This window comes from Cellulomonas taurus (assembly GCF_012931845.1).
Classification (GTDB): Bacteria; Actinomycetota; Actinomycetes; order Actinomycetales; family Cellulomonadaceae; genus Cellulomonas; species Cellulomonas taurus.
Genome location: NZ_CP051884.1, coordinates 1,444,649 through 1,464,342 on the forward strand (window position 1 = coordinate 1,444,649; position 19,694 = coordinate 1,464,342).

Annotated in this window: 16 protein-coding genes; 12 read left to right on the top strand and 4 right to left on the bottom strand. The window is 73.0% G+C overall.

All coding sequences use genetic code 11. The features are described from left to right. Positions 1–124: 124 nt before the first annotated feature. From HGK68_RS15940 to HGK68_RS06705, 3 genes are all read left to right on the top strand, one after another. Positions 125–1,657 (top strand): DUF4192 family protein, encoded by a 1,533-nt coding sequence (locus HGK68_RS15940; RefSeq protein ID WP_206155819.1) that lies wholly within the window; start codon positions 125–127, stop codon positions 1,655–1,657. A 132-nt stretch (positions 1,658–1,789) separates the two neighbouring features. Further along, a complete protein-coding gene (locus HGK68_RS06700) occupies positions 1,790–2,188 on the top strand; it encodes a universal stress protein (protein WP_169165269.1) in 399 nt (132 codons plus the stop codon). 428 nt (positions 2,189–2,616) lie between these two features. After that, positions 2,617–4,203: an RNA polymerase sigma factor gene (locus tag HGK68_RS06705; RefSeq protein ID WP_169165270.1), complete on the top strand. Its 1,587-nt coding sequence runs from the start codon at positions 2,617–2,619 to the stop codon at positions 4,201–4,203. A gap of 159 nt (positions 4,204–4,362) precedes the next feature. On the opposite strand, the gene HGK68_RS06710 is transcribed toward HGK68_RS06705, so the two are convergent. Next, the gene (locus tag HGK68_RS06710) at positions 4,363–4,590 is read right to left on the bottom strand and encodes a DUF7455 domain-containing protein (RefSeq protein WP_246260708.1); all 228 of its coding nucleotides are present in this window, start codon (positions 4,588–4,590) and stop codon (positions 4,363–4,365) included. 138 nt (positions 4,591–4,728) lie between these two features. On the opposite strand from HGK68_RS06710, the gene HGK68_RS06715 reads away from it, so the two are divergent. Genes HGK68_RS06715 through HGK68_RS06725 form a run of 3 tightly spaced genes read left to right on the top strand, consistent with a single transcriptional unit; the run spans position 4,729 to position 8,414 of the window. Continuing rightward, positions 4,729–6,867 (top strand): DNA gyrase/topoisomerase IV subunit B, encoded by a 2,139-nt coding sequence (locus tag HGK68_RS06715; RefSeq protein ID WP_169165271.1) that lies wholly within the window; start codon positions 4,729–4,731, stop codon positions 6,865–6,867. A 45-nt stretch (positions 6,868–6,912) separates the two neighbouring features. Further along, positions 6,913–7,926, top strand: a complete 1,014-nt coding sequence (locus HGK68_RS06720; RefSeq protein WP_169165272.1) for a GNAT family N-acetyltransferase — start codon at positions 6,913–6,915, stop codon at positions 7,924–7,926. A gap of 20 nt (positions 7,927–7,946) precedes the next feature. Beyond that, the gene (locus tag HGK68_RS06725; protein WP_169165273.1) at positions 7,947–8,414 is read left to right on the top strand and encodes a MarR family winged helix-turn-helix transcriptional regulator; all 468 of its coding nucleotides are present in this window, start codon (positions 7,947–7,949) and stop codon (positions 8,412–8,414) included. 86 nt (positions 8,415–8,500) lie between these two features. On the opposite strand, the gene HGK68_RS06730 is transcribed toward HGK68_RS06725, so the two are convergent. Beyond that, the gene (locus tag HGK68_RS06730) at positions 8,501–8,890 is read right to left on the bottom strand and encodes a hypothetical protein (RefSeq protein WP_169165274.1); all 390 of its coding nucleotides are present in this window, start codon (positions 8,888–8,890) and stop codon (positions 8,501–8,503) included. A gap of 39 nt (positions 8,891–8,929) precedes the next feature. Beyond that, positions 8,930–11,413 (bottom strand): DNA gyrase/topoisomerase IV subunit A, encoded by a 2,484-nt coding sequence (locus HGK68_RS06735; protein ID WP_169165275.1) that lies wholly within the window; start codon positions 11,411–11,413, stop codon positions 8,930–8,932. A gap of 103 nt (positions 11,414–11,516) precedes the next feature. Here HGK68_RS06735 and HGK68_RS06740 point away from each other — a divergent pair, with 103 nt between their 5' ends. The 4 genes from HGK68_RS06740 (at position 11,517) to HGK68_RS06755 (ending at position 16,744) form a co-directional block, all read left to right on the top strand. Beyond that, positions 11,517–14,264, top strand: coding sequence for a bifunctional acetate--CoA ligase family protein/GNAT family N-acetyltransferase (locus HGK68_RS06740; RefSeq protein WP_169165276.1), 2,748 nt, complete (start codon positions 11,517–11,519; stop codon positions 14,262–14,264). 66 nt (positions 14,265–14,330) lie between these two features. Beyond that, entirely contained in the window at positions 14,331–14,903 is a 573-nt protein-coding gene (locus HGK68_RS06745) for a DUF5998 family protein (RefSeq protein WP_169165277.1), read from the top strand. Then, a complete protein-coding gene (locus tag HGK68_RS06750) occupies positions 14,900–16,075 on the top strand; it encodes an alkaline phosphatase family protein (protein WP_169165278.1) in 1,176 nt (391 codons plus the stop codon). Before HGK68_RS06745 ends, HGK68_RS06750 begins: the two co-directional genes overlap by 4 nt. A 3-nt stretch (positions 16,076–16,078) precedes the next feature. Next, complete coding sequence (locus HGK68_RS06755) at positions 16,079–16,744, top strand: thymidine kinase (protein ID WP_169165279.1); 666 nt, start codon at positions 16,079–16,081, stop codon at positions 16,742–16,744. Between the two features lie 30 nt (positions 16,745–16,774). Here the strand turns inward: HGK68_RS06755 and sepH are convergent, their stop codons facing one another. After that, positions 16,775–17,875 carry a septation protein SepH gene (sepH, locus tag HGK68_RS06760; RefSeq protein WP_169165280.1) on the bottom strand — a complete coding sequence of 367 codons (1,101 nt, stop codon included), beginning with the start codon at positions 17,873–17,875 and terminating at the stop codon, positions 16,775–16,777. 74 nt (positions 17,876–17,949) lie between these two features. Here sepH and HGK68_RS06765 point away from each other — a divergent pair, with 74 nt between their 5' ends. Together HGK68_RS06765 and HGK68_RS06770 are read left to right on the top strand one after the other, a co-directional pair. Continuing rightward, positions 17,950–18,807, top strand: coding sequence for a trimeric intracellular cation channel family protein (locus tag HGK68_RS06765; RefSeq protein ID WP_169165281.1), 858 nt, complete (start codon positions 17,950–17,952; stop codon positions 18,805–18,807). After that, on the top strand, positions 18,804–19,634 hold the full coding sequence (locus HGK68_RS06770; protein ID WP_169165282.1) for an inositol monophosphatase family protein: 831 nt from the start codon (positions 18,804–18,806) through the stop codon (positions 19,632–19,634). The genes HGK68_RS06765 and HGK68_RS06770 overlap by 4 nt, the downstream gene beginning before the upstream one ends. Positions 19,635–19,694: the final 60 nt, after the last annotated feature.

A 19,694-nucleotide genomic window follows, 5' to 3' on the forward strand; every position in this document is an offset into this window, starting at 1 on the left:
TCAGGGTAGCCAGCTCCGGCTGTCCACAGGACAGGTGCGTCCCGGTCGTCCCCAGGTCCTCGCGGCGGTGCTCGCGGTGCGTGGCCGGTCCGCGGTGAGCTGGCGGCGACGACAGGAGGACGTGATGACGGGTGCGACAGGGTCCGGGACCGACGCCGGCGAGGAGGACCGGCGTCAGGAAGATCCGCTGGCCGACGACGCGGCGGCACCGTCGGGTGTCGAGGACGGGGACGACGGATCGTGGTTCGCCGCACGCTGCCGGATGCTCGCCCTGGTCCCGTTCCGACTCGGACACCATCCCGGCGACGGGAGCGTGGTGGTGGTCGGGCTCGCCGGACCCGATGACGCCCCGCCGCGGCTGGTCGCGCGGACCGACCGCGAGGTGCTGGACTCGGCGGCCGGTCGCGTTGTGGCCCGGTCGATCGCGGCGCACCTGGTGGCGATGCGCTGCGAACGCCTGCTGGTCGTGCACTACCGCGGGCAGGCGGACCCCGTGCCACGACCGCCCGCCGCGTCCAGCCGCGACCATCCGTGGCCGGGTCCCGCCATCGCCCGGGTCAGAGCTGCGTGCACGCGGGTCGGGGTCGGGTGGGACAGCGCGTGGACGGTCGATGCCAGCGAGGTGCGCCAGACTCCCGACGCAGCACTCACAGCGAGCACCGTGCCCAGAGCGAGCACCGAGCCCAGAGCGAGCACCGTGCCCACAGCGACCGCGGTCCCGGATTCGGCCCCACGGGAAAGGCTGGACGCCCTGGTGGCCGCCATCGCCCGCACCGCTGGCTGGACGCCCGCCGCCCGCCGCGCGGACCTCGGGCGGATCGCGCCGGCAGCCCCAGGTGACCGCCGAGCCGCGGCCGAAGCGCGCTCGCGGTGGCTGCACCGGCGCCCGGCGACCGCCACCGGCGCGCAGGCCTGGGGCGATTGGCAGCGCCGCACGCTGGCCAGATGGCAGGACGTGCGCACCCGACCCGACAGCGTCGCCCGCACCACGGTCGGCCGGGTGGAGGCGGGGTTGACCGATCCCCTGGTCGTGGAGGCGTCTGCGCTCGCGATGATCGGTCACCACGCCGACCCGGATCGGGCGGAGCGGCTCTGGCTGGCGGGACTGGCGGCTCCGGACATTCCGGTGCCTGTGGTGGTGCCCGTGGCGGCGGCGTGCCGGGAGCCGGATGCGGGCTCCAACGGCGACCCGGACGCGGGCCCGGACCTCGACCGTGACCCGGACGTGGACCCGGACTTGGACCCGGCCCCGGACCCGGACCGCGGATCTGTCGCAGACGCGGAGCCGCTGCCCGAGTCGCGCTCCGGGAGCTGGCCCGTGTCCGCCATCGGACCGGACCGGCCCTGGGGGATCCGCCCGTGGCTCGCCCACCAGCTGGCAGCCGGGGTCCGACCACCGCCCGTCGGGCAGATCGACGCCGCGCGTCTGCTCCTGGAGCGCGTGGTCGCACACGGCCGGGACGGTCGGCAGTCGGGGGCGCTCACCCTGCTCGCGCTGTTCGCCTGGTGGGTCGGCGACGGCGTCCGGGGCTCGGTGCTGGTCGAACGCGCTCTGGCACAGCAGCCGGTGGATCCGCTGGCGGTGCAGTTGAACTGGGTGCTGGCCTCCGGTGCGCTGCCGGGCTGGGCGCGGGAGGGCGAGCTGGAACCGGGGTGATCGATGCCGGTGGTGTGCGTTCGTGCTGGCCCGGCGTGTCCGGTACGGTCGGGGCACGGTTCGGCGGTGTGGCGCGAAGGCGTTCTGCCGCGGTCCCGGACGGACGCAGCGGCACTCGTGCGAGGAGCACCGATGAGCATCGTGGTCGGCTATCTGGCGACGGTCGAGGGGCGCGCAGCCCTGGAGACCGCCGGCCTCGAGGCGGAGCGGCGGGGGGAGTCCCTCGTCGTCGTCGTCAACGAGCGCCTGGACGAGACGCCGGAGCAGCGCCAGGACACCGAGCAGGCGCTGGAGCAGGTGCGCGCCGGACTGTCCGACCGCGGGATCGAGCACGAGGTCAGGGTGATCGCCGCAGGCCGCGATGTCGCCGAGGAGCTGATCGGCGCTGCCGAGGACACCGGCGCGTCCATGATCGTGATCGGGCTGCGGCGGCGCAGTCCGGTGGGCAAGCTCATCCTCGGTGCGAACGCGCAGCGCATCCTGCTCGACGCCCCCTGCCCGGTGCTCGCGGTCAAGCCCGACCCGAGCTGACATCCGGCCGGAGGAACCCTGGCGGCGGTAGCCCGAGGCCGCGCCGAGAAGCTCCGTCGCGCGCTCGCGACGGATGGGACGTCGGTGAGCGGTGCCGGTCCGGTGGGTGCTGACCTGACCGAGGCGCATCGTCCTGCCCCGATGGATCGTGCGGCTGCGCGTTCCGGCGGCGTGGAGTGCCGGCCCGGTGTCGTCACCGCCCGGCACAACGCCTGATCGCGGGCGGCGACGGCGCTGCTCAGTCGCCGAGTGTGGCGCTCCCGGGAATCCTCCGGGCCGCTCGCTCGTTGAGACCGTCGACAGAATCGCCGCACCCGCCCGGACTGGTCGGCGTCCCCCGAGTGGACGCGCCCGGGCCTGGATGTGGCCGGTACAATATACGTGTCCCGTCTCGCCGAACCGGGTCCCTCGCTGCCGAAAGGTCATTCGTGACGTCCCAGAATTCCCCCACGCTGCCGCGCGAGTTCGAGCACCCGGCCCTGCAGGACCTGGTCCGCCGCGGTGCCACCACCGGGAGCGTCGACGCTGCCGCCCTGCGGGCCGCCTGCGAGGCCGCCCAGGTGGAGGACGCGCGTCGCCTGAAGGCCGTCGTGCGCGGCCTGGCGAACGCCGGCATCGTCGTCGCCGAGCCGACGCCGGCTGCCGCCGCGCCGAAGAAGCGTGCCGCTGCGCCCCGCAAGGTGGCCGCGGCGACCACCACCAAGACCCGGACGTCCGCCAAGGCCGTCGTCGCCGACGAGGACAGCGAGACCTCCGAGACGACCCCCGCCGCGAAGACGACCGCCAAGAAGTCCACCGCCACCGCCGCGAAGAAGGCCACCGCGAGCAAGGCGGCCGCCAAGCCGACCAAGGCGAAGGCCACCAAGGCCAAGGCGAAGTCGGACGACGACGAGCCGACCGACGACGAGGACATCGAACTCGACGAGGCAGAGCTGCAGGACACCGACCTGGAGACCGCGGACGACGCCGAGACCCCCGAGGGTGACGAGGCGAAGGCTGCGGCCCCGGCCGCTGGCAAGTCCGACGAGACCGAGGACACCGGGTTCGTGGTGTCCGACGCCGATGACGACGACGCCCCCGCGCAGCAGGTCGTGACCGCCGGCGCCACCGCCGACCCGGTCAAGGACTACCTGAAGCAGATCGGTAAGGTCGCCCTGCTGAACGCCGAGCAGGAGGTCGAGCTCGCGAAGCGGATCGAGGCCGGTCTGTTCGCGGAGGAGCGCCTGAGCCAGCTCGGCGACGACGTGGAGCCCAAGGCCCGTCGCGAGCTGCAGTGGATCGCCCAGGACGGCCGCCGGGCCAAGAACCACCTGCTGGAGGCCAACCTCCGCCTGGTCGTCTCGCTGGCCAAGCGCTACACCGGGCGCGGCATGCTGTTCCTGGACCTGATCCAGGAGGGCAACCTCGGTCTGATCCGTGCGGTCGAGAAGTTCGACTACACCAAGGGCTACAAGTTCTCGACCTACGCGACCTGGTGGATCCGCCAGGCGATCACCCGCGCGATGGCCGACCAGGCGCGCACCATCCGTATCCCGGTGCACATGGTCGAGGTCATCAACAAGCTGGCCCGTGTCCAGCGTCAGATGCTCCAGGACCTCGGCCGCGAGCCGACCCCGGAGGAGCTGGCCAAGGAACTGGACATGACGCCGGAGAAGGTCGTCGAGGTCCAGAAGTACGGTCGCGAGCCGATCTCGCTGCACACCCCCCTGGGTGAGGACGGCGACTCGGAGTTCGGTGACCTGATCGAGGACTCCGAGGCGGTCGTCCCGGCCGACGCGGTGAGCTTCACCCTGCTCCAGGAGCAGCTGCACCAGGTCCTCGACACCCTGTCGGAGCGCGAGGCGGGTGTGGTCTCGATGCGGTTCGGCCTCACCGATGGCCAGCCGAAGACCCTGGACGAGATCGGCAAGGTCTACGGCGTGACCCGCGAGCGGATCCGCCAGATCGAGTCGAAGACGATGTCCAAGCTGCGGCACCCCTCGCGTTCGCAGGTGTTGCGCGACTACCTGGACTGACAGCGATCGCACGAAGGGCCCCGTTCTCCCGGCAGGGAGTGCGGGGCCCTTCGGCGTCCGCGGAGCCGCGTGCGTGCGAGCGTGCACGACCCCGGGTACGCGAACGGCCCACCCGGGCGGTGGTGCCGGGTGGGCCGTTCGGTCGTCTGTCGGGGTCGGTCAGCGGGCTGCGCCGGCTCCCGCGCCGTGTTCGGCGAGCAACTTGTCCGTCTCGTCCTGGACGTGGGTTGCGACCGCCTGGTACTTCGGCGCGTGCTCACGGGCGTGGTGCGCACAGAACAGCAGTTCGCCGACCGGGAGCAGCACGCGGACGTAGGCCTGGGCGCCGCAGCGGTCGCAACGGTCTGCCGCTGTCAGCGGGGCCGGTGCGTTCTCGGTTTCCATCATCTCCGTCACGCTGACATACAACCATCCGCAGCCGTGGATCTTCCCGTCGAGAGGGGGTGGTTCGCTGTCCGCGTACCCCGGTTTCACCCTCCGGCGGGGCTGCACGGGATTGTCGGCGGTGGCGACTACCCTCATGCCGTGTCCACCGACTCCGCCTACAACGCCCGCCATCTCTCGGTCCTCGAGGGCCTGGAAGCCGTGCGCAAGCGCCCCGGCATGTACATCGGCACCACCGACAGCCGCGGACTGATGCACTGCCTGTGGGAGATCATCGACAACTCCGTCGACGAGGCGCTGGGCGGACACGGGGACCGGATCGAGGTCGTGCTGCACGCCGACTCCTCGGTGGAGGTGCGCGACCAGGGCCGCGGCATCCCGGTCGATGTCGAGCCGCGGACCGGGCTGACCGGTGTCGAGGTCGTGCTGACCAAGCTGCACGCGGGCGGCAAGTTCGGTGGCGGGTCCTACGCGGCGTCCGGTGGTCTGCACGGTGTCGGCGCGTCGGTGGTGAACGCCCTGTCGTCGCGGCTGGACGTCGAGGTCGACCGCGGGGGCAAGACGCACCGGATGACCTTCCGTCGTGGTGAGCCCGGCGTGTTCGACGACCGCGGTGGCGTGTCGCCCGAGTCGCCGTTCGAGCCGTTCACCTCCGGCTCGGAGCTGGCAGTCGTCGGCAAGGTCGCCAAGGCCCGCACCGGCACCCGGACCCGCTACTGGGCCGATCGCAGCATCTTCCCCAGCACGGCGGTGTTCAGCTACGACGAGCTGGTCACCCGTGCCCGGCAGACCAGCTTCCTGGTGCCGGGTCTGACCATCGTGGTGCGGGACGAGCGCGGACTGCCCGGCACCCCCGGCGCCGACGGCCCGCACGAGGAGGTCTTCCGGCACGACGGCGGGACGGTGGACTTCGCGGACTTCCTGGCGCCCGACGCGCCGGTCACCGACACCTGGCAGCTCACCGGCTCCGGGACCTTCACCGAGACGGTTCCGGTGCTGGACAACCGTGGGCACATGACCTCGCAGGAGGTGCAGCGCGAGTGCGAGGTGGACGTGGCGCTGCGCTGGGGCACCGGCTACGACACCGAGCTGCGCAGCTTCGTGAACATCATCGCCACTCCCAAGGGCGGCACCCATCTGGCGGGATTCGAGGCGTCGTTGCTCAAGACGCTGCGCAAGCAGATCGAGCTGAACGCCCGCAAGCTGAAGATCTCGGCCAAGGACGGCAGCGACAAGATCGAGAAGGACGACGCGCTGGCCGGGCTGACGGCCGTGGTCACCGTCCGTCTGGCCGAGCCGCAGTTCGAGGGCCAGACCAAGGAGGTGCTCGGCACCGGACCGGTGCGCGGCATCGTGGCCAAGGTGGTCGAGCAGCGCCTGACCGAGCTGCTCACCTCCGCCAAGCGCGAGCACAAGGCACAGGCGGCGGCGCTGCTGGAGAAGGTGGTCGGGGAGATGCGCGCGCGGGTCTCGGCGCGCAAGCAGAAGGAGATCTCCCGGCGCAAGACGGCGCTGGAGAGCTCCTCGCTGCCGGCCAAGCTCGCCGACTGCCGCAGCAACGAGGTCGGCCGCACCGAGCTGTTCATCGTCGAGGGCGACTCCGCGCTCGGCACCGCCAAGCTGGCCCGGTCCAGCGACTTCCAGGCGCTGCTGCCGATCCGGGGGAAGATCCTCAACGTGCAGAAGGCGTCGGTGGCGGACATGCTGCGCAACGCCGAGTGCGCGGCGATCATCCAGGTGCTCGGCGCCGGATCCGGGCGGACCTTCGACCTGGACGCCGCCCGGTACGGGAAGATCGTGCTGATGACCGACGCCGACGTGGACGGCGCGCACATCCGCACCCTGCTGCTGACCCTGTTCTTCCGGTACATGCGGCCGATGGTCGAGGCGGGCCGGGTGTTCGCCGCGGTGCCGCCGCTGCACCGGATCGAGGTGATCGGTGCCGGGTCCAAGAAGAACGAGTACCTGTACACCTACTCCGAGGCCGAGCTCGCCGCCACGCTGAAGAAGCTGGACAGGGCGGGCAAGCGCTACAAGGAGGACATCCAGCGCTACAAGGGGCTGGGGGAGATGGACGCCGACCAGCTGTCCGAGACCACGATGGACCCCCGGCACCGCACCCTGCGCCGGGTGACCCTGCCGGCCGCTGCCGCCGCCGACGAGCAGATGCGCCGGGTCGAGGAGGTCTTCGAGCTGCTGATGGGCTCGGAGGTCGCCCCGCGCAAGGACTTCATCATCGACAACGCCTCGACCCTGGACGCCTCCAAGATCGACGCGTGAGATTGCAGGTGACAACCGCGGTGTCGGCCCGGCACGGTGGTCGGCATGAGCACCCTCGCCGAGCGCGCCGCCGCACCCGCTGACCTGCCCCCGCTGCCCGACATCGGGCTGACCTGGCGACCGGTCGACCCGGCGGATGCCGCGGCACTGGTCGGCGTGGCCGCCCGGATCGAGGAGGCGGACGGCTCCCCGGTGCGCACCGTGGAGTCGGAGATCGTCGAGCGCTTCGAGGGCAGCTGGTGGGATCTGGCGCGGGACACCCGGGTGGGCTGGGACGCCGACGGGGTGCCGCGCGCCTGGGTGGAGTCGCAGTGCAATCCCGCCGACGCCCGGGTGCTGCGCGCGCACGTGCACGGCGGGGTCGATCCGCAGTGGCGCGGACGGGGGATCGGCACCGCACTGGCGGCGTGGGGCACCGCCCGTGGCCGCCAGCAGTTGGCCGCCGATCCGCGGGAGATCCCGGGGCGGCTCGGGGTGTGGTTGCTGGAGAACCAGAACGGCGCGGCCGATCTGTTCACCCGGATCGGTTACCGCCCGCTGCGCTACTTCCGTGACATGCGGCGACCGCTGGACCAGCCGCTGCCCACCCCGCCGACGATCCCGGGGGTGCGGATCGAGCAGTGGTCGCCGCAGCGGGACGAGCAGGTGCGTCTGGCCCACAACGAGGCATTCCTCGATCACTGGGGGAGCGAGCCGCGCAGCGCCGAGCAGTGGCAGGGCAGCCGGTCGATGTTCGCCCCGGAGTGGAGCTTCGTCGCGGTGGAGGAGACCACCGGCGAGGTCGCCGGCTACGCGATGTCCGGTCGCTACGAGCAGGACTGGCCGGTGAAGGGTTACCGCTCGGGTTACACCGATGTGCTCGGTGTGCGGCGGGCCTGGCGTGGCCGCGGTGTGGCGGTGGCGTTGCTGACCGCCGCGATGACCGCGTACCGGGCCGACGGGATGGACTACGCGGAGCTCGATGTGGACAGCGCGAACCCCTCGGGGGCGCACGGCCTGTACTCCTCGCTCGGGTACGAAGTGACCCACGGATCGGTGATCGTGGGCATCGAGCTCTGAGCGGTCGTACCCTGTGCCCCATGACGGCGGTGCAGGGGCGGACGGTCGCGGACGAGGACGCCGCGTGGCGGGTGTTCCTCGGCATGTCGCGGGACTGGTTCATCGTGATGGAACGAGCTCTGGGTCAGGACGCCGATGCGTCGGTGGCCGACCTGGAGCTGCTCGAACCGTTGTTGGACGCCGGTGACTTCGGGCTGCGGGCCAAGGACCTGGCCGCGGCGGCCGAGTGGCAGGACTCTCGGGTCTCGCACCAGCTGCGCCGGATGGAGCAGCGCGGCCTGGTCGCCCGGGCGCGGGACCGGGAGGACGCGCGCGGCACGGTGGTCCGCCTCACCGAGGCCGGGATCCGCAGCGCCGAGCTGGCCCGCGCCACCCGTCGTCGGGTGGTGCGACAGATCATCCTGGACGTGCTGGCACCCGAGCAGCTCGACGCCCTGATCGGCTCTGCCGCGCTGATCCGCACCGCGGTCGCCGACGCCCAGCACTGAGCAGGTCACGCGCGCGTCGACGGGTCACGGCGGGTGAGCTGCCAGGCGGGTGCGGCAGGCGGGCGGCGCATCGGCGCCGCGGGGCCTCAGGGCACGAGCGCGGCGGGGTCGGTGGTCGGGATCCGGACGGCCTCGGCGGCCGCGAGCACGGCAGGATCGGCGGTGACCAGCACGTCCGCCTGTAGCCGGGCGACCGCGAGATATTCGGCGGGGCGGGGATCAGACCAGCCGAGTTCCCGGGCCAGGCGCCACGCGGTCGCCCGGGATACCCGGTCACCCAGCAGCCGGATCCGCAACGCCGCGAGGGGGTCCAGCAGGGCGCGGCCCTGGTCCTCGGGCAGCGCGTACAGCGCCGCGAGGACGTCGGAGCGCAGCACCGCCGGGCCGACGAGGGTGTCGTCCGCGGACGACGGCGCGCGGAGTCCGGCGCGGATCAGCCGCACGGCTACCTGCGCGTCGATGGCGTAACGGGTCACCGCCCCAGTGTGCGCCCGACTGGGCCGCCCGCGACCGATTCAGCCGATGGCGACCGGCGGCGCGCTGAGCGGTGCCCCCGACCCGTCCCGGCGCTCGTCGATCTCCGGCAGCTCCACCGGCTGCCCGGCGGAGCCGGTGGCCCGTGCCGGCGCGCGGCCCACCCAGGCGAGGAACAGGCCGTCCTCGCCCTTGAGGAACCGGTGCGACCGGACGCCACCGGTGGCGCGGCCCTTGCCCGGGTACTGGGCGAACGGGGTCACCTTGGCGGAGCCGTTCTGGGTGCCGGGCAGGGCGTCGGAGGAGCCGGAGACGGTCACCACCAGCGCGTCGTCGGTGTCGGCGGGCAGCGCACCGAAGAAGACCACGCTCGCCCCGGTACCGAGCTTGATCCCGGCCATGCCACCGGCGGGACGACCCTGGGGCCGCACCGCGCTGGCGGGGTAGTGCAGCAGGTTCGAGTCGGAGGACACGAACACCAGCTCGTCGTCGTCGGTGACCGGGGCGACGCCGACCACCCGGTCGCCGTCGCGCAGGCCGATGATCTCCCAGGAGTCCCGGTTGGCGGGCGGCTCACCGGAGACGACCCGCTTGACCACGCCCTGGGCGGTGCCGATCGCCAGGGTGGGGGCGTCGGGCGTGATCGCACACAGGCCGACCACCTGCTCGCCCTTGTCCAGCTCGATCAGCTCACCCAGCGGCAGGCCACCGCCGAGCGAGGGCACGCCGTCCGTGGGCGGCAGGCCGGGCAGGTCCAGCACCGAGATCTTGCGGACCAGACCGCTGCTGGTGACCACGCCGATGTCGCCGCGTGCGGTGGTGGCCACGGCTCCGGCCAGCACGTCGTGCTTGGCCCGGGGGGTGTCGTCGGTGGGGTGCAGCTGGACGTCGATCCCGGCGGTGCGGGCGACCAGGCCGGTGGCGGAGAGCAGCGCCACGCAGGGGGTGTCCTCGATCTCGAGCGAGAGGGTCTGCACGGTGCGCTTGGCCACCGGCGCGCCGGGGGCGGCGGTCGCGACCCCGCCCGCGGACTCCAGCAGGATCGTGCGGCGGGGGGTGCCGTAGGTGGCGGCGACCTCGGCCATCTCGTCCGAGACGGCGCCGCGGAGCAACAGCTCGTCGCCGAGCAACGCCTCCAGTTCGGCGATGTCCTCGCGCAGCTCGTCGCGCTCCTTCTCCAGCTCGATCCGGCTGAACTTGGTCAGGCGGCGCAGGCGGAGTTCCAGGATGTACTCGGCCTGCGGCTCGGACAGGTCGAAGACGGTGCGCAGTCTGGCGCGGGCCGCCTCGGAGTCGTCGGAGCTGCGGATGACCTGGATGACCTCGTCGATGTCCAGGATCGCGATCAGCAGCCCCTCGACCAGGTGCAGGCGCTCACGCTTGCGGTCCAGCCGGAACTGGCTGCGGCGGCGGACCACGCTGAGCCGGTGGTCGACCCAGACCTGCAGCAGCTCCCGCAGGCCGAGGGTGCGTGGCTGACCGTCGACCAGCGCGACGTTGTTGATCGAGAACGAGTCCTCGAGCGGGGTGTAGCGGAACAGCTGTTCCAGCACCGCATCCGGGTTGAAGCCGGTCTTGACCTCGATGATGAGACGCAGGCCGTGCTCGCGGTCGGTGAGGTCGAGGACGTCGGCGATGCCGGAGAGCTTCTTGTTCTGCACGCCCTCCTTGATCTTCTCGATCACCTTCTCCGGGCCGACGCCGTAGGGCAGCTCGGTGACGACGATGCCCTTGCGGCGCGGGGTGACGTTCTCGATCCGGGTGGTGGCACGGGTCCTGAACGCGCCCCGGCCGGTGCGGTAGGCGTCGCGGACGCCGTCCAGGCCGACGATCTTGCCGCCGGAGGGCAGGTCGGGGCCGGGCACGAACCGCATCAGCTCGTCCAGGTCGGCCGTCGGGTGGGCGACCAGGTGCCGGGCGGCGGCGATCACCTCGACCAGGTTGTGCGGGGCCATGTTGGTCGCCATGCCGACCGCGATGCCGGCCGCGCCGTTGACCAGCAGGTTCGGGATCGCGGCTGGCAGCACCGAGGGCTGGGTGAGCTTGTTGTCGTAGTTCGGGACGAAGTCGACGGTGTCCTCGTCCAGCCCGGCGTTCATCGCCATCGCCGCCGGCGCCATCCGGGCCTCGGTGTACCGCGAGGCGGCCGGGCCGTCGTCCAGCGAGCCGAAGTTGCCGTGCCCGTCGACCAGCGGCAGCCGCAGGGAGAAGGGCTGCGCGAGGCGGACCATCGCGTCGTAGATGGCGCTGTCGCCGTGCGGGTGCAGCTTGCCCATCACGTCGCCGACCACGCGGGCCGACTTCACGTACGGCCGGTCGGGCCGCAGGCCCATCTGGGACATCTGGAACACGATCCGGCGCTGCACCGGCTTGAGCCCGTCCCGGGCGTCGGGGAGTGCCCGCGAGTAGATGACCGAGTACGCGTACTCGAGGAAGGAGCCCTCCATCTCGGAGGCGACGTCGATGTCGACGATCCGCTCGACGAAGTCCTCGGGCGGCGTGCTGGGGGCGGTGCGGCGCGCCATGTGCGGTGCTGGCTCCTGAACTCGGGGCGGACGAACGACAGGTCATTGTCCTCCCTGGCGCTGACACGACCTACCGCGACGCGCCACCAGTACCCTGCTGGGTATGGCGGGGACGGAGTATCCGGAGGCGTGGGAGGCGGATGTCGTCCTGCGGGACGGCAGCACCACGCACATCCGGCCGATCCGACCCGAGGACGCCGACGCGCTGCAGGCCTTCCACGTCGCGCAGTCCGAGCGCTCGATCTTCCTGCGGTTCTTCGCCGCGCTGGAGCGGCTGCCGGACCGTGATCTGGCCCGGTTCACGCAGGTGGACCACCGCGACCGGGTGGCGTTGGTGGCGGTCACCCAGGACGACGCGATCATCGGCGTGGCCCGCTACGACAAGGTCGGCCCGGACGAGGCCGAGGTGGCCTTCAACATCGCCGACGCCCACCACGGTCGCGGCCTCGGCTCGGTGCTGCTGGAACATCTGGCCGCCGCTGCCCGGGAGCGCGGGATCCGCCGGTTCGTCGCCGAGGTGCTGCCGCAGAATGGCCGGATGATCGCGGTGTTCCGGGAGGCCGGGTTCACCCTGCGGCAACAGCTCGAGGACGGCGTCGTCCAGGTCGGCTTCGACATCGACCCCACCGAGCGCTCCCAGGCGGTGATGCTCGGCCGGGAGCGGTCGGCGGAGGCGCGCAGCGTGCAGGGTCTGCTGACCGCGCGCCGGGTGCTGCTGGTCGCCGCCGCGGATGCCGACCCGGAGTCGCTGGACGCGCGCCGGGTGGGCCGGGTGCTGCGTTCGCTGCTGGACGGCGAGCGCCGACCGCCGATCGGGGCGCTGACCGGTGCCGTCCAGGCGCCGATCCTGGGCGAGTCGGTGGAGTTGCACGTCGTGGGTGCCGTGCCGGGGGCCGACGACCCGGCGGTGCGCCGCTGGGACCGGTTGGAGGACGTGCCGAACGAGGTCGACCTCGCGGTGGTGGCGCTGCCCGCCGAGTACACCGTGCTCGGGGTGCGGGCGCTGGGCCGGATCGGGGTGCGCGCGGTGGTGGTGCTCTCCGGCGGCTACGCCGAGGAGGGCGAGGCCGGACTGGCCCTGCACCGGGCTTTGCTGCGCACCGCGCACGCGGCCGGGATGCGGGTGATCGGCCCGGTGTCCTACGGGCTGATCAGCCACACCCCGGCGGGTCTGGTGAATGCCTCCCTGGCCGAGGAGCCGCCGCCGCCCGGTCGGATCGGGCTGTTCTGCCAGTCGGCCGCCACCGCGGTGTCCATCCTGGCGTCGGTGCGGCGTCGCGGGCTGGGTCTGGCGCACCTGGTGTCCGCGGGCAATCGGGCGGATGTCTCCGGCAACGACCTGATGCAGTTCTGGCAGGAGGACGAGTCCACCGACGTGGTGGCGCTGTACCTGGAGTCGATCGGCAACCCGCGCAAGTTCGCCCGGGTGGCGCGCCGGCTCGCCCGTCGCAAGCCGGTGGTGGTGGTCACCGCCGGCAGCACCGGTCACGTGGTCCCGCCCGGCCACGCGGTGCGGACCACGGTCGCCTCCCGGCGCACGTTGGAGGAGGTCGTCCAGCGCTCCGGGGTGGTGCTGGTCGAGAACACCCATCAGATGCTGGAGGCCGCGCAGCTGTTCGCCATGCAGCCGCTGCCGCCGGGTGACCGGGCCGCCGTGATCGCGTCCTCGGGGTCGATGGCCGCCCTGGTCGCCGAGGCCGCCACCTCGCAGGGGCTGCGGGTGGAGACCGCGCCGGTGATCGTGCCGGAGGAGGCGCCGCAGGAGGCCATCGACGCCGCGTTCGCCCGGGTCTACGCCGACCCGCAGGTCGACGTGGTGGTGACGGTGCACGTCCCGACGGTCGGCCCGCGCGACGACCGGGTGGCGACGGCGATGGCCCGGGCGGCGGCGGGCAGCGGCCGCACCTCGGTCGCCTGCCTGCCCGGCCTGCACGGGGCTGCCGAGGTGCTCACCGCGCCGGATGCGGAGGGCGTGCTGCGCACCGTCCCGGCGTACACCACCCCGGAGGACGCGGTGCTGGCGCTGGGGCAGGCCACCCGGTATGCCGACTGGCGGTCGGGGGAGCGCGGCACCGTGGTGCACCCCGAACCGATGCGCACACGCCAGGCTCGACGGCTGGTGCAGCAGTGGATCGTCGAGGCGGGCCGACCCGAACGGCTGGAGTTGGACCGGGAGCAGATCGGCGAGCTGCTGTCCTGCGCCGGGATCGCGCTGATCCCGGCGATGCCGGTGCGCACCGCGGAGGAGGCGGTGGCGGCCGCCGAGCGGATGGGCTTCCCGGTGGCGCTGAAGACCACGGTGCCCTCGCTGCGCCACCGTGCCGAGCTGGGCGGCGTGCGGCTGGACATCCACGACGCCGCCGAACTGCGGGCCGACGTCCAGCAGGTGCTCGAGCTCGCCGCCGGGCACCCCTCGGTCGGTGACCGCGCCCCGCTGGAGGTGCAGCCGATGGCACCGCACGGAGTGGCCTGCGTCATCCGCACCGCCGAGGACCCGCTGTACGGCCCGGTGGTCGGCTTCGGCCTGGCCGGGGACACCACCGACCTGCTGGGCGACTACTCCTTCGCAGTGCCGCCGCTGACCGATGTGGACGTGGCGGCCGTGGTCCGGGCACCCCGGTCGGCGCCCCGGCTGTTCGGCTACCGCGGCCTGCCGCTGCTGGACGTGGCGGCGGTGGAGGACGTGCTGGCCCGGATCGGCGTGCTTGCCGACGACCTGCCCGAACTGCTGTCGGTGGAGCTGAACCCGGTGGTGGTGGCCGAACGCGGGGCGTACGTCCTGGGCGCGGCGGTGACCGTCGGACCGGCGGCCGCCCGCACCGACGGGGTGCGCCGTGCCCTCACGAGCTGACCAGCCGACCACCTGACCGGCCGAGCCGGTGTGACGCCGGGCGGCTCGCAGTGGGAGGATGCGCGGGTGCCTGCCCTCTCCACCGATCTCCGCCGGGACCTGGACCGAGCGGGGTACTACCCGGAACTGGTCGCCGACGTCCTGGACGTGGCGCTCGCCGATGAGCCCGCCGTCGCCCACCTGGTGCACCCCGAGACCACGTTCGACGCCGCCGAGGTCCGTCGGCACGTCACCGTGCTGGTGCTCACCGCTACCCGGTTGATCGTGGCCCATGTCGACGACCACCCGGCCGACTCCGAGCACCCCTCGGCCAGCGCCGCCGCGACCACCGAGTCGGTGCCACTGGCCGAGCTGCGCTCGGTGGCCCTCACCCACGTGATCGGCACCCCGGAGCAGCACAAGGGGGGCGACGGCCCGGCTGAGCTGACCCTGGCCATCGGCTGGGGTGCGGTCTCCCGGGTGGACCTGGAACCCGCGCACTGCGCCGACCCGAACTGCGAGGCCGATCACGGCATGACCGGCTCGATCACCCCGGACGACGTGGTGGTCCGGGTCAGCGCGGTCGCCGAGGGCGCCGACGCGGTCCGGGAGGCGGTCGCCTTCGCCCGTGCGCTGTCGGCCGCCTCCGCCCACCGATGAGCGACCTGCGCGCGGAGGTCAGGTCCCGCCTGGAACGCTCCGGCCTGATGCTGCCGGACTACCGGGGGCGCTCGCTGTCCGGGGTGCTGCCCGCCGCCGCGGCGGCGCTCGGGGTGGACGTGCCGGATGGTGCGCGACGTCGGGACCAGCTGGGTCTGCCCCGCGCCGAGCGGGTGTGCGTGGTGCTGGTGGACGGGCTGGGGCAGGAGAACCTGGCCGAGCGTTCCGGGCACGCGCCCTTCCTGCGCTCGCTGCTCGCCGGGAGCAAGGCACTGCACGCCGGTTACCCCTCCACCACGGCCGCGTCGATGGGGTCCTTCGGCACCGGCACCTCACCCGGCCGCACCGGGATGCTCGGCTACACCGTGCGCAACCCGGAGACCGGCGCGCTGGGGAACCTGGTCTCCTGGACCGGTCTGCCCGCCTCCGAGCGGTGGCAGCGCGAGCCCACCGTGTTGCAGGCGCTGGTCGATGCCGGGGTGACGGTGACCTCCGTCGGGCCGCAGAAGTTCCACGGCTCGGGACTGACCGAGGCGGCGCTGCGCGGTGGCGACCACCACACCGCCGAGCTGCTCCCGGAGCGGGTGGACGCGGCCGTGCGGCTGCTGCGCCGCCCGGGGTTGGTCTACCTGTACTGGGGCGATGTGGACAAGACCGGTCACCACCACGGCTGGGGGTCGTGGCAGTGGGGTGACGCGCTGTCCGCCGTGGACGGTGAGCTGGCGCGGCTGAGCCGTCTGCTGCCGCCGGGCACCACCCTGGTCGTCACGGCCGATCACGGCATGGTGGATGTGGACCGGGACCTGCGCTGGGACGTGGCCGCCGACCCGGCGCTGTGCACCGACGTCCCGCTCACCTCCGGCGAGCCCCGCGCGCTGCACCTGCACCTGGCCGAGGGCGCCGACCCCACCGCGGTCCGCGATCGCTGGCAGGAGACCCTGGGCCGACACGCGGTGGTGCTCACCCGGGACGAGGCGGTCGGTGCGGGGCTGTTCGGCCCGGTGGCCGAGCACGTCCTGCCGGTGATCGGCGACCTGGTGGTGGCGACCGCCGGTCGGGCCACCGTGGTCGACTCGCGCAGTCAGACCCCGGCGTCGCTGGACCTGGTCGGCGTGCACGGCTCGTTGACCCCGACCGAGCTGCGGGTGCCGCTGCTGGTCTGGCAGGGCTGAGCGATGGCCGAACTCGTCTTCTTCTGCGGCACGATGGACTGCGGCAAGTCCACCCTGGCCCTGCAGATGCACCACAACCACGAGGCCCGCGGTCGGGACGGCGTGCTCTGGGTGCGCAACGACCGCGCGGGGGAAGCACGTCTGTCCTCCCGGCTCGGTCTGTCGGTCCCGGCGAACGAGGTCCGGGACGACACCGACTTCTGGGCCGAGGTGATCGACCGCCGGACCCGGGGTCGGCAGGTCGACTTCCTGATCTGCGACGAGGCCCAGTTCTACTCCGCGGCCCAGGTCGACCAGCTCGCCGAGGTGGTGGACGAACTGCACGTGGACGTCTACGCCTTCGGGATCACCACCGACTTCCGAGCGCAGCTGTTCCCCGGGTCCGCCCGGATGCTGGAGCTGGCCGACCGGGTGGAGTCGTTGCAGGTCCAGGCGCTGTGCTGGTGCGGTGCCCGGGCCACGCACAACGCGCGGACCGTGCACGGGGTGATGGTGGTCGAGGGGGAGCAGGTGGTGATCGGTGACATCACCGACGCACAGGCCCCCGACCCGGACGCTGTCAGCTACGAGGTGCTGTGCCGTCGCCACCACCGTTCGCGGACCACCGCCGCCGTCTCCGGTGCCGGGTCGGTCTCACCCCAGACGCTGGGCGTGCTGAACGAGGACTGAGGACTGCTCGGGCGCGGTGCCGGAGGCGCGTTACTCGGGCTTCGCGCCGAAGACGATCTCGTCCCAGCTCGGCACCTTGGCCCGACCCCGACGGGGCTTGGCCTTCGCCTCCTCCTTCGCCGACGGCTCCGGGGTCGACTTCTCCGGCGCGGTGTCATCGGCGGGGACCACGGTCGGCCGGTACGACGGCACCGGGTACACCCGGGCCTGAGCCAGCGGGTCGGCGTCCACCGGGTGCGCACCGGGGGCGTCGTCGTCGCTGTCGGCCGGTTCCGGGGCGGGGGTGTCCAGCAGGCCGAAGTCGAAGGCGCTCTGCGGGCCGAAGCCGTCGAAGCCCTCGAAGTCGTCCTCGTCCTCCTGCTCCACGTCCAGGGTCTGGCGCTGGCCCCGGCGGGCGCGCAGGTCGTCCAGCAGGTCCTGGGTCGGGTCGGTGGGCTCCGGCTCCGGCTCGGGCTGCGGGGTCTCGCGGTCCACCGATGCCAGCACCGGGCGCAGCGACTCGTCCACCGCGAACTCGACGTCGCGCACCGCCGACAGGTGGCGGCGACGGCTCAGCGGCCCGTCGGCGATCTCGGTCTCGGACAGCCAGCGGGCCTCGTCCTCCTCGGCGTGCACCGAGCGGGCCGACGGGTCGAAGCTCCACCGGGCCTCGCGCTGCTCCTCCTCGACGGTGAACCGGACCAGCACCGTCCAGTCCTGCCCCGGCAGCCGGTAGGCGTCCCAGACGATGCTCTCCGCGTCGACCCCCCGGGATGCCAGGCGGTCCACGACCAGGTCACCGAGTTCGGGGGCGCCGACGTCGCGGCCGACCCGGGTGGCCCGGGCCTGCTGCGCCAGGTACTCGCGCTCGGCGACCACCGGCCCCTCGAACCGCCGCACGTGCTCCACCGACAGGCCCGCGTCCTCGGCGATCTGCTCCGCCGACTGTCCGGCCCGCACCCGGGCCTGGATCTCCCGGGGGCTGGGCGCCCCCGACCGCTCGGCCCGCAGCTGCTCCAACTGCGGACGATCCCGGCGCACCGCGGCGCGCAGCGGGTCGTCGATGGGCAGGAGGTAGCGCTGTCCGTCGGCGGCCGCCAGGACCAGGTGCTCCCCGTCCTCGTGCAGCCCGACCAGCTCCAGCTCAGCCATCACATCTCCCATCCTCGCCGACGAGGGTGCCACCGTCGCGGGGCAAACCGGCGCAGACACGCCCGGGTGGAAGGATGGGTGTCGTGGACCTCGAACTGCCCGGCCAGTTGCCGTTGGAACTGCTGGGCGTGTTCCTGTGTGGCCTGTCCGGGGGCCTGGCGGCGGTGCGCAAGGGATTCGACATCTTCGGGATCATCGTGCTGGCCTGGGTCGCCGGGCTCGGCGGCGGGCTGATCCGTGACGTGCTGATCGGTGCGATCCCGCCGGTGGGCATCTCCTCCTGGCCGTTCGTCGCGACGGCGTGCGGGGCCGGGGTGGTGACCTGGGCGCTGCACTTCGGCCTGGGCCGGGTGCGTCGACTGATCCTGGTGCTGGACGCCGCCGCGCTGGGCCTGTTCACCGCCGTCGGTGCCGTCAAGGCGCTGGAGTACGGCGTGGGGCCGATGGCGTCGGTCTTCGCCGGGGTGATCACCGGGGTGGGCGGCGGGATCCTGCGCGACCTGTTCTCCGGCGAGGTGCCGATCGTGTTCAGTCACCGCGAGCTGTACGCCGTCCCCTCGGTGGCGGGTGCGGTGGCGCTGACCCTGGCGTCGGTGAACGGGGTGCTGAGCGTGCCGGTGGAGATCGCCGTCGCGGTGGCGATCGCCGTGCTGCGGCTGGTGTCGCTGCGGCTGCGGTTGGAGGCGCCGACGGCGCTGGCGGGTCCGGCCCGGGACAACACGCCGGGGTCGAGCCGGCAGCCCTCGCTGTTCCGGTCCCGGTCGTTGCGGCAGCAGCGGGGGGAGGGGACGCCGCGGCGGCGGATCGCCGGTCAGCGCCGTCCTGAGTCCCCCTCGGCGGAGTCGGCGGAGTCGACAGAGGACAGCGTTTCCGGTCCGTTCCGTCGCTGGCTGCTCGCCGTGCGGGGCCGCTCGGGCAGGATGAACCCATGACCGAGCCGAGCCCCGACCAGATCCGTGAGCTGCGCGCCCTCGCCGAGCACCTGGCCCGCTCCGCCGGGTCACTGGTGCGCGAAGGCCGACCGGACCGGGTGGACGTCGCGGCGACCAAGACCAGCGACGTGGACCCGGTCACCGCGATGGACCTGGCGGCGGAGGCCCACCTGCGCGCCCTGCTGGCCGAGCACCGCCCGCAGGACGGCGTGCTGGGCGAGGAGGAGGGCCTCGTGCCGGGCAGCACCGGGATCACCTGGGTGCTCGACCCGATCGACGGCACGGTGAACTACCTCTACGGCCTGCCCGCCTACGCGATCTCGGTGGGTGTGGTGGTCGGCGATCCCGACCCGGCGACCTGGACGCCGGTGGCCGGTGCGGTGCACGCGGTGCCGCTGGACATCACCTACACGGCGGGCCGGGGTCAGGGTGCGACCAAGGACGGGCTGCCGCTGCGGGTGAACGACCCCCGGCCGTTGGCGACCAGTCTGGTCGGCACCGGCTTCGGCTACACCGTCGAGCGCCGGGTCGTGCAGGCCCGGGTGCTGGCCGAGCTGCTGCCCCGGGTGCGGGACATCCGACGGATCGGATCCGCGGCGCTGGACCTGTGCCGGATCGCCGAGGGGTCGTTGGACGTGTACTTCGAGCGCGGGCTGAACCCGTGGGACATCGCGGCAGGTCAGCTGATCGTGCGGGAGGCCGGTGGTGTGGTCACCGGGCTGCGCGGCGCCCCGGCCGGGGTGGAGATGACCGTCGCCGGCCCGGCGGACTCGGTGAGCGCGCTGGCCGAGTTGCTGCGACAGTGGGGCGCCGACCGGGACGCGTGACTCCGCTGAGAGCGGACACCCGATCGGGTGGCGTGCACCGCTTCGCCAAATGAGGCACAA

Excerpts from the sequence above, each read along its gene's own strand:
- HGK68_RS06770 (WP_169165282.1), top strand. The coding sequence starts at position 18,804 with ATGACCGAGCCGAGCCCCGACCAGATCCGTGAGCTGCGCGCCCTCGCC.
- HGK68_RS06750 (WP_169165278.1), top strand. The coding sequence starts at position 14,900 with ATGAGCGACCTGCGCGCGGAGGTCAGGTCCCGCCTGGAACGCTCCGGC.
- HGK68_RS06755 (WP_169165279.1), top strand. The coding sequence starts at position 16,079 with ATGGCCGAACTCGTCTTCTTCTGCGGCACGATGGACTGCGGCAAGTCC.
- HGK68_RS06710 (WP_246260708.1), bottom strand. The coding sequence starts at position 4,590 with ATGATGGAAACCGAGAACGCACCGGCCCCGCTGACAGCGGCAGACCGT.
- sepH (WP_169165280.1), bottom strand. The coding sequence starts at position 17,875 with ATGGCTGAGCTGGAGCTGGTCGGGCTGCACGAGGACGGGGAGCACCTG.
- HGK68_RS06720 (WP_169165272.1), top strand. The coding sequence starts at position 6,913 with ATGAGCACCCTCGCCGAGCGCGCCGCCGCACCCGCTGACCTGCCCCCG.
- HGK68_RS15940 (WP_206155819.1), top strand. The coding sequence starts at position 125 with ATGACGGGTGCGACAGGGTCCGGGACCGACGCCGGCGAGGAGGACCGG.
- HGK68_RS06725 (WP_169165273.1), top strand. The coding sequence starts at position 7,947 with ATGACGGCGGTGCAGGGGCGGACGGTCGCGGACGAGGACGCCGCGTGG.
- HGK68_RS06700 (WP_169165269.1), top strand. The coding sequence starts at position 1,790 with ATGAGCATCGTGGTCGGCTATCTGGCGACGGTCGAGGGGCGCGCAGCC.
- HGK68_RS06735 (WP_169165275.1), bottom strand. The coding sequence starts at position 11,413 with ATGGCGCGCCGCACCGCCCCCAGCACGCCGCCCGAGGACTTCGTCGAG.
- HGK68_RS06765 (WP_169165281.1), top strand. The coding sequence starts at position 17,950 with ATGGGTGTCGTGGACCTCGAACTGCCCGGCCAGTTGCCGTTGGAACTG.
- HGK68_RS06740 (WP_169165276.1), top strand. The coding sequence starts at position 11,517 with ATGGCGGGGACGGAGTATCCGGAGGCGTGGGAGGCGGATGTCGTCCTG.